Origin of the sequence: Pseudomonas floridensis, assembly GCF_002087235.1 — a bacterium.
Lineage (GTDB): Bacteria > Pseudomonadota > Gammaproteobacteria > Pseudomonadales > Pseudomonadaceae > Aquipseudomonas > Aquipseudomonas floridensis.
Genome location: NZ_MUIO01000020.1, coordinates 24,575 through 41,427, shown reverse-complemented (window position 1 = coordinate 41,427; position 16,853 = coordinate 24,575). Strand labels below are relative to the sequence as shown.

Below are 16,853 nucleotides of genomic sequence, written 5' to 3'. Positions count from 1 at the left end.
GGTCGGCGGTGCGCTGGGCATCTTCTGCTACCTGTCGGGTAACGTGAAATTCGCCGAATACCTGCTGATTCCGTACGTGCCGGGGGCGGGCGAGCTGATCGTGTTCTCCGGAGCGCTGATCGGCGCGGGACTGGGGTTCCTGTGGTTCAACACCTACCCGGCGCAGGTGTTCATGGGTGACGTCGGCGCACTGGCGCTGGGCGCTGCGCTGGGGACCATGGCCGTGATCGTTCGTCAGGAAATCGTGCTGTTCATCATGGGCGGTGTGTTCGTGATGGAAACCCTGTCAGTGGTCATTCAGGTTGCCTCTTTCAAACTGACCGGTCGCCGGGTTTTCCGCATGGCGCCCATTCACCACCACTTTGAACTCAAAGGCTGGCCCGAACCACGCGTGATCGTCCGTTTCTGGATCATCACCGTGATTCTGGTGCTGATCGGCCTTGCCACGCTGAAACTGAGGTAGAGCGAGTGTCCCTGATCGTTTCCGACCGCTTCCGCATTGTCGTGGGTCTAGGCAAAAGCGGCATGTCCCTGGTTCGCTTCCTGGCGAACCGGGGCGTGTCCTTTGCCGTGGCCGACACGCGGGAGAATCCGCCGGAACTGGCGACCTTGTGTCGTGACTATCCGCAGGTTGAGGTGCGGTGTGGCGAGCTGGACGTGGACTTTCTCTGCCGGGCCGACGAGCTTTACGTCAGCCCCGGTCTCGCCCTTGCCACGCCAGCCTTGCAGCAGGCGCAGGCACGTGGCGTGAAGATGGCGGGTGACATCGAGCTGTTCGCGCGTTACGCCAAAGCGCCGATCGTGGCCATTACCGGTTCCAATGCTAAAAGCACCGTCACCACGCTGGTGGGTGAAATGGCGTTGGTTGCGGGCAAGCGTGTCGCAGTGGGCGGCAATCTGGGAACGCCAGCGCTGGATCTGCTCAGTGACGACGTCGAGCTGTATGTGATGGAACTGTCCAGCTTTCAACTGGAAACTACCGATCAGCTCAACGCCGAAGTGGCCACCGTGCTGAACATCAGTGAAGACCACATGGACCGTTACAGCGGTCTGCCTGCGTATCACCTGGCCAAGCACCGGATCTTCCGTGGCGCGCGGCAAGTGGTGGTCAACCGTCAGGATGCGTTGTCTCGTCCGTTGATCGGTGAAGGTCTGCCGTGCTGGACGTTCGGCCTGAACAAGCCGGATTTCCACGGGTTTGGCCTGCGTGAAGAGAATGGCGAGAAGTACCTGGCATTCCAGTTCGAAAACCTGATGCCGGTTCGCGAACTCAAGATGCGCGGCGCGCACAATCAGGCCAACGCTTTGGCGGCTCTGGCGCTGGGTCATGCGGTTGGCCTGCCGTTCGATGCCATGCTGTCAGCCCTGCGCGAATTTACCGGTCTGGAGCATCGCTGCCAGTGGGTTCGTGAACTGGGCGGCGTGCACTACTACAACGATTCCAAGGCCACCAACGTTGGTGCCGCGCTGGCGGCCATCGAAGGTCTGGGCGCTGACATTCCCGGCAAGCTGGTGCTGATCGCCGGTGGCGACGGTAAGGGCGCCGATTTCAGTGGTCTGCGCAGCGCAGTTGCCGCGCATTGCCGCAGCGTTGTGTTGCTCGGTCGTGACGCCGATCGCCTCGCCGAGGCCTTGGGCAATGCTACCCGATTGGTGCGTGTCGACACGCTACAGGCAGCGGTCGAGCGTAGCGCCGAACTGGCGCAGGCCGGCGATGCCGTATTGCTGTCTCCCGCCTGCGCCAGCCTGGACATGTTCAAGAATTATGAAGAGCGCGGACGCGTGTTCGCGCAGGCAGTGGAGTGCTTGTCATGATCTTCGGTGTGATCAAGCCGTATCCATCGCCCCTGATCAGCGGACGGGGCATTGACCTCGACTTCCCGATGCTGGTGGGCTGCCTTGCCTTGCTGGGCCTCGGTCTGGTGATGATTACGTCTGCATCGTCGGAAGTGGCTGCCGTGCAGTCGGGCAATACGCTGTACATGATGACCCGCCACCTGGTCTATCTGTTGATCGGTCTGGGCGCGTGTGGCGTGACCATGATGATTCCAGTGGCCACCTGGCAGCGTCTGGGCTGGCTGATGCTGATCGGCGCATTCGGCCTACTTTTGCTGGTGCTGGTGCCGGGGATCGGCCGCGAAGTCAACGGTTCTATGCGCTGGATCGGCTTCGGCGCGTTCAACGTCCAGCCATCGGAAATCGCCAAGGTGTTCGTGGTTATCTTTCTGGCCGGTTACCTGATTCGTCGTCAGCAGGAAGTGCGCGAAAGCTGGATGGGCTTCTTCAAGCCGTTCATCGTGCTGCTGCCAATGGCCGGCCTGCTGCTGATGGAACCGGACTTCGGTGCCACCGTCGTGATGATGGGCGCCGCCGCGGCGATGCTGTTCCTTGGCGGCGTCGGGCTATTCCGTTTCTCGCTGATGGTGGTGCTGGCAGTGGCCTCCGTGGTGGTGCTGGTTCAGGCACAGCCTTACCGTATGGCACGTCTGACCAACTTTACCGACCCGTGGGCCGACCAGTTCGGTTCCGGCTACCAACTCACCCAGGCGCTGATCGCCTTCGGGCGCGGCGAGTGGTTCGGCGTCGGGCTGGGCAACAGCGTCCAGAAGCAATTCTATCTGCCGGAAGCGCACACAGACTTCGTGTTTTCCGTGCTGGCCGAAGAACTGGGCGTCGTAGGTTCGTTGCTCACCGTTGCGCTGTTCCTGTTCGTCAGTATCCGCGGGATGTACATCGGTATGTGGGCGGAAAGGGCCAAACAGTTCTTCGGCGCCTACGTCGCCTACGGTCTGTCGTTCCTGTGGATCGGTCAGTTCCTGATCAACATCGGCGTGAACGTCGGTCTGTTGCCGACCAAGGGTTTGACCTTGCCTTTCCTCAGCTACGGCGGCAGCTCGCTGGTGATCTGCTGCGCCAGTCTGGGCCTGCTGCTGCGCATCGAATGGGAATCGCGCAACAACATGGGCAGCGAAGAGACCGAGTTCAAAGAGAGCGACTTCGCCGAGGAGACGCCTCATGGACGCTAATGTGCTGATCATGGCGGGCGGCACTGGCGGGCATGTCTTCCCGGCGCTGGCCTGCGCCCGCGAATTCCAGGCGCGTGGCTACAAGGTTCATTGGCTGGGCACGCCGCGCGGGATCGAGAATGAACTCGTTCCGCAGGCCGGTCTGCCGCTGCACCTGATCAATGTCACCGGATTGCGTGGCAAGGGCCGCCTTTCTCTGCTCAAGGCGCCACTGATGCTGTTCAAGGCATTGATGCAGGCGCGCAAGATCGTTCGCGAGCTCAAGCCTGCCTGTGTGGTCGGTTTCGGCGGGTATGTGACAGGCCCTGGCGGTCTGGCCGCGAAGCTGGCGGGCGTGCCGTTGATCATCCACGAGCAGAACGCGGTCGCTGGCACAGCCAATCGCAGCCTGGTGTCCTTCGCCAGCCGCGTGTGCGAAGCCTTCCCGAACACCTTTGCCGCCTCGAGCAAGCGCCGCACCACCGGCAATCCGGTGCGGGTCGAGCTGTTCCTGGAAACCCCGCGTCAGGCAATGGCCGGACGCAAGGCGCGTTTGTTGGTGCTGGGCGGCAGTCTGGGAGCTGAACCGTTGAACAAGCTGTTGCCCGAAGCCTTGGCGCAGTTGCCTGTGGACATCCGTCCGGAAGTGTTTCATCAGGCGGGCAAGAATCACGACGAGATTACCGCCGAGCGTTACCGCAACGTCGGCGTCGAGGCGCAGGTCGCGCCGTTTATCCAGAACATGGCCCAGGCGTACAGCTGGGCCGATCTGGTGGTTTGCCGCGCAGGCGCACTGACCATCAGCGAACTGGCGGCCGCCGGCCTGCCGTCGCTGTTGATCCCGTTGCCTTATGCCATCGACGACCACCAGTCACGTAATGCTGACTATCTGGCCCGCGAAGGCGCAGCCTTCGTCATGCCGCAAGCGACAACTGGCGCAGCCGAAATGGCCGCTCGCCTGAAAGAGGTTTTGATGCAACCCGAACAATTGAACAGCATGGCCCGCACGGCACGTCGCCTGGCCAAGCCCGATGCAACCAACACCGTGGTCGATGTCTGTGTGGAGGTGGTCAATGGTTGAGAGTCAACGCGCCATGCCGCAACCTGAAATGCGCCGTATCCGCCGCATCCACTTCGTCGGTATCGGCGGCGTCGGCATGTGCGGCATTGCCGAGGTTCTGCTGAACCTGGGCTACGAAGTGTCGGGCTCCGACCTCAAGAGCTCTCCGGTGACCGAACGTCTCGAATCGTTCGGCGCACAGATATTCCTTGGTCATCGTGCTGAAAACACCGTCGGGGCCGATGTGCTGGTGGTGTCCAGCGCCGTCAACACATCCAATCCGGAAGTGGCCACAGCGCTTGAACGTCGTATTCCGGTAGTGCCACGCGCCGAGATGCTGGCCGAGCTGATGCGCTACCGCCACGGCATCGCGGTGGCCGGCACGCACGGCAAAACCACCACTACCAGCCTGATCGCTTCGGTATTTGCCGCTGGCGGTCTGGACCCGACCTTCGTGATCGGTGGTCGTTTGAACGCCGCTGGCACCAACGCTCAGTTGGGCACCAGCCGCTACCTGATCGCCGAAGCCGACGAGAGTGATGCCAGCTTCCTGCATCTACAGCCGATGGTGGCGGTCGTGACCAATATCGATGCCGACCACATGGCGACCTACGAAGGCGACTTCAACAAACTGAAGAAAACCTTCGTCGAGTTCCTGCACAACCTGCCGTTCTACGGTCTGGCGGTGATGTGCGTCGACGATCCGGTGGTCCGTGAAATCCTGCCGCAGGTCAAGCGTCCGATCATGACTTACGGTTTCAGTGAAGAGGCCGACGTGCGCGCGATCAACGTGCGTCAGGACGGCATGCTGACCTTCTTCACCGTACTGCGTCGTGACCGCGAGCCGCTGGATGTGTCCGTGAACATGCCGGGCAACCATAACGTGCTCAACTCGCTGGCGACCATTGCCATCGCGACCGACGAAGGCGTCAGCGATGAAGCCATCGTTCAGGGCCTGTCGGGCTTCCAGGGCGTGGGCCGTCGCTTCCAGGTCTATGGCGAACTGCCGGTCGAAGGCGGCAATGTGATGCTGGTCGACGATTACGGCCATCACCCTCGTGAAGTTGCCGCAGTCATCAACGCCGTGCGCGGTGGCTGGCCGGATCGTCGTCTGGTCATGGTGTACCAGCCGCATCGTTTCAGCCGTACCCGCGACCTTTACGACGATTTCGTGCAGGTGCTGGCGGACGCCAATGTCCTGCTGTTGATGGAAGTCTACCCGGCCGGTGAAGAGCCGATCCCCGGGGCGGACAGCCGCAACCTGTGCCACAGCATCCGGCAGCGCGGTCAACTCGATCCGATCTACATCGAGCGTGGCGTCGAGCTGGCTCCGCTGGTCAAGCCGCTGCTGCGCGCGGGCGACATCCTGCTGTGCCAGGGAGCGGGCGATATCGGTGGCCTGGCCCCGCAATTGCTCAAGAGTCAGCTGTTCGTTGGCGCAAAAGTGGCTTCAACCGAAGGTAAGCTGAAATGACAGCCGTCGCCCCGTCTTCCCTGCGCTCCACGCTGGAGCCGAGAAGCTTCGGCCGCGTTGCCGTGCTGTTTGGCGGCAAGAGTGCCGAGCGGGAAGTGTCCCTCAAATCCGGTAAGGCAGTGCTTGAGGCATTGCTGAGCGCCGGTGTGGATGCCTTCGGCATCGACGTGGGCGACGATTTCCTGCAACGACTGGTCAGCGAAAACATCGACCGCGCCTTCATCGTGCTGCACGGCCGTGGCGGCGAAGACGGCACCATGCAGGGTCTGCTGGAGTGTCTGGAAATCCCCTACACAGGTAGCGGCGTGCTGGCTTCTGCCCTGGCGATGGACAAGCTGCGCACCAAGCAGGTGTGGCAAAGCCTGGGTCTCGCAACGCCTTTGCATGCGGTACTTGGCAACGAGCAGGATTGTATTTCTGCCGCGACGGAACTGGGCTTCCCTTTGATCGTCAAACCGGCCCATGAAGGCTCAAGTATCGGTATGGCGAAGGTGACCAGCGTCGAAGAATTGATCGCCGCCTGGAAAGCCGCCAGTACCTACGATTCGCAAGTGTTGGTCGAGCAGTGGATTCAGGGGCCCGAGTTCACTGTGGCTTCTCTGCGTGACCAGGTGCTCCCGGTCATCGGGCTGGGCACTCCCCACAGTTTTTATGACTACGACGCCAAGTACCTGGCTTCCGATACCCAGTACCGGATTCCAAGCGGACTCGACGACGCTCGTGAACAGGAACTCAAACAACTGACAGCACGCGCCTGCGAAGCCATCGGCATTGCAGGCTGGGCGCGCACGGATGTCATGCAGGATGCGCAAGGCAAGTTCTGGCTGCTGGAAGTCAACACCGTGCCCGGCATGACCGATCACAGTCTGGTCCCTATGGCGGCGTTTGCTGCGGGCCTGGACTTTCAGCAACTGGTGTTGGCGATTCTGGCCGATAGCGTTCAGGTGAGGGGGTAAGGCATGAACGCTTCGGCACGCCATCAGCCACCCGCTCCCGGCCGCAAGCCGGTGCCTCGTGGCGCCAGCCGGATGGTGGCCAAGGAGCCGCTGTCTGCGCGCATGCCCAAACCGAGCTTCGGTTTTTTGAAGCGTCTGTTCTGGCCGGTCATGCTGGTGGTTCTGGGCTTCGGCACCTATGAAGCGGCCCTGCGCATCATGCCTTACGCAGACCGCCCTATCACCCGCATCAACGTGCAGGGCGATCTGAGTTACATCAGTCAGCAGGCCGTGCAGCAACGGATTGCGCCGTTCGTGGCGTCGAGCTTCTTCAAGATCGACCTGGCCGCCATGCGCACCGAGCTTGAACAGATGCCATGGATTGCACACGCCGAAGTCCGGCGCGTGTGGCCGGACCAGGTGGTGATTCGCCTGGAAGAGCAGTTGCCCGTGGCCCGTTGGGGTGACGAGGCGCTGCTGAACAACCAGGGGCAGGCTTTCACGCCGCGTGAACTGTCCAACTATGAACATCTTCCCCAGTTGTTCGGCCCGCAGCGGGCCCAGCAACAGGTGATGCAGCAGTATCAGGTGTTGAGTCAGATGTTGCGCCCCATGGGGTTCTCCATCGTGCGCCTGGAATTGCGCGAGCGTGGCAGCTGGTTCCTGACAACAGGTGCTGGTAGTGCCGGGCCGGGTATCGAATTGTTGCTGGGACGCGACCATCTCGTCGAAAAAATGCGCCGCTTCATCGCGATTTACGACAAGACGCTTAAAGACCAAATCACGAATATTGCGCGCGTCGACCTGCGTTACGCCAACGGCCTTGCGGTTGGCTGGCGTGAACAGGCAGCGCCGACGACGGACAAACCCGCCGTCGCGAAGAATTGATAAGAGGCAGGACCATGGCAAATGTGCAAAGCGGCAAAATGATCGTCGGGCTGGATATCGGTACCTCCAAAGTGGTGGCGCTGGTAGGCGAAGTCGCGGCCGATGGCTCGCTGGAAATCGTGGGGATCGGGACTCACCCTTCCCGCGGCCTGAAGAAGGGCGTGGTGGTGAATATCGAATCCACCGTTCAGTCGATCCAGCGTGCCGTGGAAGAAGCCCAGCTGATGGCTGGTTGCCGCATCCATTCGGCGTTTGTCGGCGTTGCGGGCAACCATATCCGCAGCCTGAACTCCCACGGCATCGTGGCGATTCGCGATCGTGAAGTCAGCTCTGCCGACCTGGAGCGCGTGCTCGACGCTGCGCAGGCTGTTGCCATCCCTGCCGACCAGCGCGTCCTGCACACCCTGCCTCAGGATTACGTGATCGATAACCAGGAAGGCGTTCGTGAGCCGCTGGGCATGTCCGGCGTGCGTCTGGAAGCCAAGGTGCACGTAGTGACCTGCGCGGTGAACGCCGCCCAGAACATCGAGAAGTGCGTGCGTCGCTGTGGTCTGGAAGTCGACGACATCATTCTCGAACAACTGGCGTCGGCGTACTCGGTGCTGACCGATGACGAGAAAGAGCTGGGCGTCTGCCTGGTCGACATCGGTGGCGGCACCACCGACATCGCGATCTTCACCGAAGGCGCGATTCGCCACACTGCGGTGATCCCGATTGCCGGCGATCAGGTGACCAACGACATCGCCATGGCGCTGCGCACACCGACCCAGTACGCCGAAGAAATCAAGATTCGTTATGCCTGCGCCCTGGCCAAACTGGCGGGTGCCGGTGAAACCATCAAAGTACCGAGCGTGGGCGACCGTCCACCTCGCGAGCTGTCGCGCCAGGCCCTGGCGGAAGTGGTCGAGCCTCGTTACGACGAGCTGTTCACCCTGATCCAGGCCGAGCTGCGTCGCAGTGGTTATGAAGATCTGATCCCGGCCGGCATCGTGCTGACCGGTGGTACCTCGAAAATGGAAGGCGCGGTCGAACTGGCCGAGGAAATCTTCCACATGCCGGTGCGCCTCGGCGTTCCGCATAGCGTCAAAGGGCTCGCTGATGTCGTGCGCAACCCGATCTATTCCACAGGCGTAGGCCTGTTGCTGTACGGGCTGCAAAAACAATCGGACGGCATTTCGCTGTCGGGGATTGTCGGCAACAGCAGTTACGGCGACGAACCCAAGGCACCCGTGCTGGAGCGTATCAAGCGTTGGGTGCAGGGCAATTTCTAAGTTTCACAGCTTCAAAAGCAATAGCGGCAGGCAGTAGGCAAACTAACTAGAGAGCGGAAGGAGAGAGAAAATGTTCGAACTCGTAGACAACGTCCCGCAAAGCCCGGTAATCAAGGTCATCGGTGTAGGCGGTGGTGGCGGTAACGCTGTCAATCACATGGTCAAGAGCAACATCGAAGGCGTGGAATTCATCTGCGCCAACACCGATGCTCAAGCGCTGAAAAACATTGGCGCGCGCACCATTCTCCAATTGGGCACAGGCGTGACCAAGGGCCTGGGCGCTGGCGCCAACCCTGAAGTCGGTCGTCAGGCCGCGCTGGAAGACCGTGAGCGCATTGCAGAAGTCCTGCAAGGCACCAACATGGTGTTTATCACCACCGGCATGGGCGGCGGTACCGGTACCGGTGCAGCGCCGATCATTGCCGAAGTGGCCAAGGAAATGGGCATTCTGACGGTTGCAGTCGTCACGCGTCCGTTCCCTTTCGAAGGCCGCAAGCGTATGCAGATCGCCGATGAAGGCATCCGCATGCTGTCCGAAAGCGTCGACTCGTTGATCACCATTCCCAACGAGAAGCTGCTGACCATCCTCGGTAAGGACGCCAGCCTGCTGTCGGCTTTCGCCAAGGCAGATGACGTACTGGCCGGTGCCGTTCGCGGTATCTCCGACATCATCAAGCGTCCGGGCATGATCAACGTCGACTTCGCCGACGTACGTACCGTGATGAGCGAAATGGGCATGGCGATGATGGGCACTGGCTGCGCCAGCGGTCCGAACCGTGCACGTGAAGCGACCGAAGCAGCCATTCGCAACCCGCTGCTCGAAGACGTCAACCTGCAGGGCGCTCGCGGCATCCTGGTCAACATCACTGCAGGTCCCGACCTGTCGCTGGGTGAATACTCGGACGTGGGCAGCATCATTGAAGCGTTCGCTTCCGAGCACGCCATGGTCAAGGTCGGTACCGTTATCGATCCGGACATGCGTGACGAGTTGCACGTGACTGTGGTTGCGACCGGTCTGGGCGCGAAAATCGAGAAGCCGGTCAAGGTTATCGACAACACCCTGCAGACCACTCAGCAGGCTCAGGCTCAGCCAGCGGCCCGTCAGGAAGCACCTTCGGTCAACTACCGCGATCTGGACCGTCCGACCGTGATGCGCAATCAGGCACACGCAGGCGCCACCGCAGCAGCGAAGATGAACCCGAACGATGATCTGGATTACCTGGACATCCCGGCTTTCCTGCGTCGCCAGGCCGATTGATGAAATGTATCAGGGGTATTAGGGTGATTGGTGTTCAGCAAAGGCATGGTCTGCTATCATCGCCAGCCTTTGTTGATACCAGTTCGCAACTTGCGCTGAAGCGGCCCATGCCATGATTAAACAACGCACCCTGAAGAATATTATCCGTGCCACAGGTGTAGGCCTGCACTCCGGGGAGAAGGTTTACCTGACCCTCAAGCCCGCACCTGTGAATACCGGCATCGTGTTTTGCCGAGCCGACCTCGATCCTGTCGTGCAGATCCCTGCGCGTGCGGAAAACGTCGGTGACACCACGCTGTCGACCACACTGGTCAATGGCGATGTAAAAGTCGACACGGTGGAGCACCTGCTTTCGGCCATGGCTGGCCTTGGCATCGATAACGCCTACGTCGAGCTCTCTGCCTCCGAAGTTCCGATCATGGACGGCAGCGCAGGCCCTTTCGTATTCCTGATTCAATCGGCAGGCCTGGAAGAACAGGACGCGCCGAAGAAATTCATCCGGATCCTGCGTGAAGTCACAGTGGAAGAGGGCGGTAAACGCGCTACTTTCGTGCCTTTCGAAGGGTTCAAGGTCAGTTTCGAGATCGATTTCGATCACCCCGTCTTCCGTGACCGCACCCAGAGTGCAAGCGTGGACTTTTCCAGCACTTCCTTCGTGAAGGAAGTCAGCCGTGCCCGGACCTTCGGGTTCATGAGTGACATCGAGTACCTGCGCAAGCACAACCTCGCACTCGGCGGCAGCGTGGAAAACGCCATTGTGGTCGACAAGGAAGGCGTCTTGAATGAAGACGGCCTGCGGTACGAGGACGAATTCGTCAAACATAAAATCCTGGATGCCATCGGTGACCTTTACCTGCTGGGCAATAGCCTGATCGGTGAGTTCAAGGGCTTCAAATCAGGGCACGCACTGAACAATCGTCTTCTGCGCGCGTTGATCGAGCAGACGGACGCCTGGGAAGTGGTGACCTTCGAGGATGCCAGTACGGCACCTATTTCTTACATGCGTCCTGTCGCGGCCGTGTAAGCAAGCTTTACTCTCTTTCCTTTTGTTCTTTAAAGGCTGCCCTCGGGTGGCCTTTTTTTATGTCGTTCAATAAGCCCTGTTTGTCGATAACGGCCAGCCATCGGTCAAGCATCTGGCTGCAGCCCTTGATTGGCGGCGCTCTGCGGATGAGCCTGCTCGCAACTCAATAGTACACCTGTGCTACTTCCCCGGCAGTTGGCATAACTTAAGCTGTGATCGTTTATGTGTCGCTGACGTCGCTCCTGAGTTTCATAAGTTATACCCGGCACACGACCGTAACGGGTGTGTCGGTGCCTGTCCGTGGTCTGGTCAAGGTTTACATCAGCCGCATGATCAAGAGACGCGCTGCAAGAGTATTTTAATCATTTTGTGGTTCTGAAAGAGGTCGGCGCGCGGGCATCGCCGTACATGACTCCGCTCGCTGAAGCGTGCGCAGCATTTACTGGAATCGCGCTGGAATCACGGCCCGACAGTGACTTTCAAACCGCGCCCGCCTGACCTTCGGTTCCGCTGCGCCAGTTGCATTGAGTTGCTCAATGCGCAAAACGATCTGGCGGCGTCTGAGCAGAAACGCGTGGAATCAGTGGTGAGCTGGTATACCGCTCGGTTACAACTGGCTGCCGATCTGGGGCAGTTGAACGAGCCCTTGTGAAATCGCTGCGACTATGACGGTTCAGGCAGTCGATGGCCTGACGGGGAGGGTGTATGAAAGACCGGAAGGACGCAGAACTGGATCAGGCGAAACTGAGGCTGATCGTGGCCACGTTCGCGATCACCTACGTATCGCTGATCGGATTGCTGCCCGGGCTGAGCGTCGCCCAGTATGAGCCGATCATCTTCTATTACGCGGGCTTTCTGGTGGTTTCACTGATCCTGCGCCAGCACATCGTCAGCTATCCGGGCGTGTTTCCAGCGCGCCGGGTCTTCGGGATGGTGCACGATTACATCGGTATATCGGTCGGTCTGGTGGTGGGCGGCGAAGCGACGTTGCCTATCTTCAGCGTGATGGTCTGGGTCACGCTCGGCAACGGCATGCGTTACGGCTCGCGGTATTTAGCGATTGCCGCGTCGCTGGCACTGGTTGCAATTCTGATCATCTACCAGTTGACGCCTTACTGGCAGGCGCAGCCGTTCATGGTTCTGATGCTGGTCGCCGTCACCATTCTGGTGCCTGCCTACGCCCACATCCTGTTGGTCAGAGCGCGTCAGGCGTCGGAGCAGGCGACCGTGGCCAATCAGGAGAAGGAGCGGTTTCTGGCGCAGGCCAGTCATGACCTGCGCCAGCCGATCCACTCCATCGGCATGTTCACCGCCTGTCTGCGCTCAAGCCCGCTGGGCGATTACGAGCGTCAACTGGTCGACAACATTGATCGCTCATTGCACAACGTATCGCAGTTGTTTCGCTCGATTCTGGACATCTACACGTTGGACAGCGGCAAGGTTTCGGCCAAGTCGGACGTGGTCCATCTCGGTGAAATGCTTCGCGATCTGGCCCTGCAGAATGCGGCGGCGGCTCGCTGGGCAGGCGTGGAATTGAGGGTCAGGCCTTGCCAGCGCTGGGCGCGAGTGGACGGGACGCTGCTCGCCACGATGATCCAGAACATTCTCTCCAACGCCCTCAAGTACGCCCCGGGCCGCCCGGTGCTGATTGGCGTGCGCCAGCGTGCAGGCAGCCTTTCGATCAGCGTCCATGATCAGGGCAGTGGCATTGCGGCCGAGCACCTGCCCAAAGTCTGTGACGAGTTCTATCGGGTCCGGCATGTTCGCGACAAGGACGTAGAAGGTGTGGGCCTTGGCCTGTCGATCGTCAAGCGGCTCAGTCTTATTCTTGAGCTGCAGATCAGGATCGAGTCGAAGGTGAATCGAGGAACCACGGTTACCGTCCATGGGCTCGAGGAGGCACCCGCGCCCGCCAGGCCGGTACACAGAAAAGTCCTGGGTGCCAGCCTGCTCAAGGGCGTGAAGATCTGCCTGGTGGAGGATGACGCTAACGTCATGATGGCAACCGCAGCACTGCTCGAACGCTGGGGGTGTCAGGTGCAGACCGCCTCGTCGGTCGAGGGGCTGGTGACCGATTGCGACATCGTTGTGGCCGATTACGATCTGGGCACGACGGCCAACGGTGTGGATTGCATTGACCTCATCCGGTCGGCGCGTGGTTGGGATGTGCCAGCGTTGATCGTCACCGGACGTGAGCTGGAACGAGTACATGAAGCGTTGCAGGGACGAAGCGTATCGATCCTCTCCAAGCCGTTGCGACCATCCGAATTGCGCTTGAGCCTTTTGTCCATGCGTGAAGCCTTGTCGAGAACCCCCTGACGTGGCGAGGCGACCGCATGTCGGCAAGCCGACCGGCCTATCGCTTGTCTTTGGCGTGGCTGGCCAGACGTTCCAGCGCGGCGCGCAGCTTTGGATCGCTGATACCTTCGGCGGTAGCCTGAATGTTTTCGGCCGCGACGGTCGACAGATCGATGGTGTGCGTGGCTGCTCCGCGAGGCGCAGCGGGTGGTTGTACCTTGAACACAATGCGGGTCAGATTGACGAATTCATCGAACGCGACCAGTTGTCGGTGCAGACGTTTCTGCTGATAGCGCAGGCGGGTAGCCCAATGACCGTCCGTCACGATCAGCAACAGACTGCCTTCGCGCCACGAAGCTACATGGCAATGCTCGCGAGCTGCGGGCTGCAGCTGGCTTTCGAGCAGGCGCTGCAAATGACTCAGACGCTCGGCGTGCCGAAAAATAGCCTTCAGAGGCTTGGCTTCGCGCAGCAGAACCGCGGGCGCGCGAGCATTCAGGGGACGAAAGGCCATGGGGAGATGCCTGTGTGACAAGGCGGCCATCTTAACAGAAAGCCGTGTGACGGCTGCTTTCGAGGGCGTTTCCGTGCTTTCATATGCAAATCAATGAGTAACTTCCCCTGTTTGCGGGTTGAAGTGCTTGAAAATGGCCCCATTGTAAACCTGCCCCGTCACAGCGCTGTGCCAGCATCGTGGAATAACGCCACTTTCCTCACCATCGTTTCCGGGTAGAATGCTCGTTCGCATGCAGCCATAAGGGCTGCACGGGCGACTCACGGGGCCGCCCTCCATTCCTATGTGTGGAAGATCCTGTCGATATGTTTGCGCCTTTGTTAAAAAAACTTTTTGGAAGCAAGAACGAGCGTGAAGTCAAACGCATGCTCAAGACGGTTCAGCTCGTCAATGCCTTCGAAGAGCAAATGGTGGCCCTTTCGGACGAGCAATTGCGCGCCAAGACCGAAGAGTTCAAGGCCCGCATAGCCAAAGGCGAGACCCTCGACCAACTGTTGCCGGAAGCGTTCGCGGTCGCGCGTGAAGCGGGCAAGCGCGTCATGGGCATGCGTCACTTCGATGTGCAGCTGATCGGCGGCATGACCCTGCACGAAGGCCAGATTGCGGAAATGCGCACCGGTGAAGGTAAAACCCTCGTCGGCACCCTGGCGGTTTACCTGAACGCACTGTCGGGCAAAGGCGTGCACGTGGTCACGGTGAACGACTACCTGGCCCGTCGTGACGCCAACTGGATGCGTCCGCTGTACGAGTTCCTCGGTCTGACCGTAGGCATCGTCTCGCCATTCCAGCCGCCGGAAGAGAAGCGTGCGGCCTACGCCGCCGACATCACCTACGGCACCAACAACGAATACGGTTTCGACTACCTGCGCGACAACATGGCGTTCAGCATGGACGACAAGTTCCAGCGCGAACTCAATTTCGCCGTGATCGACGAAGTCGACTCCATCCTGATCGACGAAGCGCGTACGCCGCTGATCATTTCCGGTCAGGCTGAAGACAGCTCCAAGCTGTACACCGAAATCAACCGTCTGATCCCCAAGCTTGAGCAGCACATCGAGGAAGTGGAAGGCCAGGTGACCAAGGCCGGTCATTTCACGGTCGACGAGAAGACCCGTCAGGTCGAGCTGAACGAAGCCGGTCACCAGTTCATCGAAGAGATGCTCACTGAAGTCGGCCTGCTGGCCGAAGGCGAAAGCCTTTATTCGGCGCACAACCTGGGCCTGCTGACCCACGTCTACGCCGGTCTGCGTGCGCACAAGCTGTTCAACCGCAATGTCGAGTACATCGTTCAGGACGGTCAGGTGCTGCTGGTTGACGAGCACACCGGTCGTACGATGCCGGGTCGTCGCTTGTCCGAAGGTCTGCACCAGGCCATCGAAGCCAAGGAAAACCTGAACATTCAGGCCGAAAGCCAGACACTGGCTTCGACCACGTTCCAGAACTACTTCCGTCTGTACAACAAACTGTCCGGCATGACCGGTACAGCCGACACCGAAGCGTTCGAGTTCCACCAGATCTACAACCTGGCCGTGATGGTCATCCCGCCGAACAAACCGCTGGCCCGTAAGGACTTCAACGACCTGGTCTACCTGACTGCCGAAGAGAAGTACGCGGCCATCGTGACCGACATCAAGGCCTGCCTTGCGGAAAACCGTCCGGTGCTGGTGGGTACGGCGACCATCGAAACCTCCGAGCACATGTCTCGCCTGCTTAATGCGGAAGGCATCGAGCACAAGGTTCTGAACGCCAAATTCCACGAGAAGGAAGCGGAAATCATCGCTCAGGCCGGTCGTCCGGGCGCGCTGACCATTGCCACCAACATGGCCGGTCGCGGTACCGACATTCTGTTGGGCGGCAACTGGGAAGTCGAAGTCGCCAATCTCGAAGACCCGACCCCCGAGCAGATCGCGCAGATCAAGGCTGACTGGCAGAAGCGTCACCAGCAGGTGATCGAAGCGGGCGGCCTGCACGTGATTGCCTCAGAGCGTCACGAGTCGCGTCGCATCGACAACCAGCTGCGCGGTCGTGCCGGTCGTCAGGGTGACACCGGCTCCAGCCGTTTCTACCTGTCGCTGGAAGACAGCCTGATGCGTATCTTCGCCTCCGACCGGGTGAAGAACTTCATGAAGGCGCTGGGCATGCAGTCCGGCGAGGCCATCGAGCACCGCATGGTCACCAATGCCATCGAAAAAGCGCAGCGCAAGGTGGAAGGTCGCAACTTCGACATCCGCAAGCAACTGCTTGAATTCGATGACGTGGCCAACGAGCAGCGCAAAGTGATCTATCACATGCGCAACACCTTGCTGGCGGCCGACAACATCGGTGAGACCATCTCCGACTTCCGTCAGGACGTGCTGAACAACCTGATCAGTCAGCACATTCCGCCACAATCGCTGCCCGAGCAGTGGGATGTGGCCGGTCTGGAAGCCGCACTGAACACCGACTTCGCCGTGAAACTGCCGGTTCAGCAGTGGCTCGACGAGGACGATCACCTGCACGAAGACAGCCTGCGTACCAAGATCATGGAGCAGTTGCTGGTCGCGTATAACGAGAAGGAAGATCAGGCCAGTGCCGAAGCGCTGCGCTCCTTCGAGAAGCAGATTCTGTTGCGCGTGCTGGACGATCTGTGGAAAGACCACCTGTCGACCATGGATCACCTGCGTCACGGTATTCACCTGCGCGGCTACGCCCAGAAGAACCCGAAGCAGGAATACAAGCGCGAGTCGTTCACCCTGTTCCAGGAACTGCTGGATTCGATCAAGCGCGACACCATTCGCGTCTTGTCGCACGTTCAGGTTCGCCGCGAAGACCCCGAGGAAGAAGAGGCGCGTCAGCGTCAGGAAGCCGAAGAACTCGCCAAGCGCATGCAGTTCGAACATGCCGCAGCACCTGGTATCGACCAGCCCGCGCTGATCGAAGAAGAAGGCGAGGCCGTCGCGGTTGCTGCCGTGCCGGTTCGCAATGATCAGAAGCTGGGCCGCAACGAACTGTGCTGGTGTGGCTCGGGTAAAAAATTCAAGCACTGTCACGGCCAGATCAACTAAGGCTTTGACACTGTAATACCGCGCCGCGACCGGCTTGCCCGTCGCGGCGTTTTTTCATTGATGGCCGTACCGCTATGGACGG

Annotated in this window: 13 protein-coding genes; 12 read left to right on the top strand and 1 reads right to left on the bottom strand. The window is 60.1% G+C overall.

The window, feature by feature from the left end:
- The 11 genes from mraY to BZK31_RS07095 form a co-directional block, all read left to right on the top strand.
- Positions 1-463, top strand: a 463-nt coding sequence (gene mraY / locus BZK31_RS07150) for a phospho-N-acetylmuramoyl-pentapeptide-transferase (protein WP_083182090.1), incomplete at its 5' end; no start/stop codon positions are given.
- Between the two features lie 5 nt (positions 464-468).
- Entirely contained in the window at positions 469-1,815 is a 1,347-nt protein-coding gene (murD, locus tag BZK31_RS07145) for a UDP-N-acetylmuramoyl-L-alanine--D-glutamate ligase (RefSeq protein ID WP_083182089.1), read from the top strand.
- Positions 1,812-3,026, top strand: a complete 1,215-nt coding sequence (gene ftsW, locus BZK31_RS07140) for a putative lipid II flippase FtsW (RefSeq protein ID WP_083182088.1) — start codon at positions 1,812-1,814, stop codon at positions 3,024-3,026. The genes murD and ftsW overlap by 4 nt, the downstream gene beginning before the upstream one ends.
- Positions 3,016-4,086 carry an undecaprenyldiphospho-muramoylpentapeptide beta-N-acetylglucosaminyltransferase gene (murG, locus tag BZK31_RS07135; protein ID WP_083182087.1) on the top strand — a complete coding sequence of 357 codons (1,071 nt, stop codon included), beginning with the start codon at positions 3,016-3,018 and terminating at the stop codon, positions 4,084-4,086. Before ftsW ends, murG begins: the two co-directional genes overlap by 11 nt.
- Entirely contained in the window at positions 4,079-5,539 is a 1,461-nt protein-coding gene (murC, locus tag BZK31_RS07130; protein ID WP_083182086.1) for a UDP-N-acetylmuramate--L-alanine ligase, read from the top strand. The genes murG and murC overlap by 8 nt, the downstream gene beginning before the upstream one ends.
- Positions 5,536-6,495 carry a D-alanine--D-alanine ligase gene (locus BZK31_RS07125; RefSeq protein WP_083182085.1) on the top strand — a complete coding sequence of 320 codons (960 nt, stop codon included), beginning with the start codon at positions 5,536-5,538 and terminating at the stop codon, positions 6,493-6,495. The genes murC and BZK31_RS07125 overlap by 4 nt, the downstream gene beginning before the upstream one ends.
- Before the next feature lie 3 nt (positions 6,496-6,498).
- Positions 6,499-7,362: a cell division protein FtsQ/DivIB gene (locus BZK31_RS07120; protein WP_083182084.1), complete on the top strand. Its 864-nt coding sequence runs from the start codon at positions 6,499-6,501 to the stop codon at positions 7,360-7,362.
- A gap of 14 nt (positions 7,363-7,376) precedes the next feature.
- On the top strand, positions 7,377-8,633 hold the full coding sequence (gene ftsA / locus BZK31_RS07115) for a cell division protein FtsA (protein ID WP_004881500.1): 1,257 nt from the start codon (positions 7,377-7,379) through the stop codon (positions 8,631-8,633).
- A 70-nt stretch (positions 8,634-8,703) separates the two neighbouring features.
- Positions 8,704-9,891: a cell division protein FtsZ gene (ftsZ, locus tag BZK31_RS07110; RefSeq protein ID WP_083182083.1), complete on the top strand. Its 1,188-nt coding sequence runs from the start codon at positions 8,704-8,706 to the stop codon at positions 9,889-9,891.
- Between the two features lie 112 nt (positions 9,892-10,003).
- Positions 10,004-10,915 (top strand): UDP-3-O-acyl-N-acetylglucosamine deacetylase, encoded by a 912-nt coding sequence (gene lpxC, locus BZK31_RS07105; protein WP_083182082.1) that lies wholly within the window; start codon positions 10,004-10,006, stop codon positions 10,913-10,915.
- Positions 10,916-11,620: 705 nt separating this feature from the next.
- Complete coding sequence (locus tag BZK31_RS07095; protein ID WP_083182080.1) at positions 11,621-13,234, top strand: ATP-binding response regulator; 1,614 nt, start codon at positions 11,621-11,623, stop codon at positions 13,232-13,234.
- 37 nt (positions 13,235-13,271) lie between these two features.
- On the opposite strand, the gene BZK31_RS07090 is transcribed toward BZK31_RS07095, so the two are convergent.
- Complete coding sequence (locus tag BZK31_RS07090) at positions 13,272-13,727, bottom strand: DUF721 domain-containing protein (protein ID WP_087881644.1); 456 nt, start codon at positions 13,725-13,727, stop codon at positions 13,272-13,274.
- Positions 13,728-14,032: 305 nt separating this feature from the next.
- Between BZK31_RS07090 and secA the strand changes: the two genes are divergently transcribed.
- On the top strand, positions 14,033-16,771 hold the full coding sequence (gene secA, locus BZK31_RS07085; RefSeq protein WP_083182078.1) for a preprotein translocase subunit SecA: 2,739 nt from the start codon (positions 14,033-14,035) through the stop codon (positions 16,769-16,771).
- The last annotated feature ends 82 nt before the right edge of the window (positions 16,772-16,853 follow it).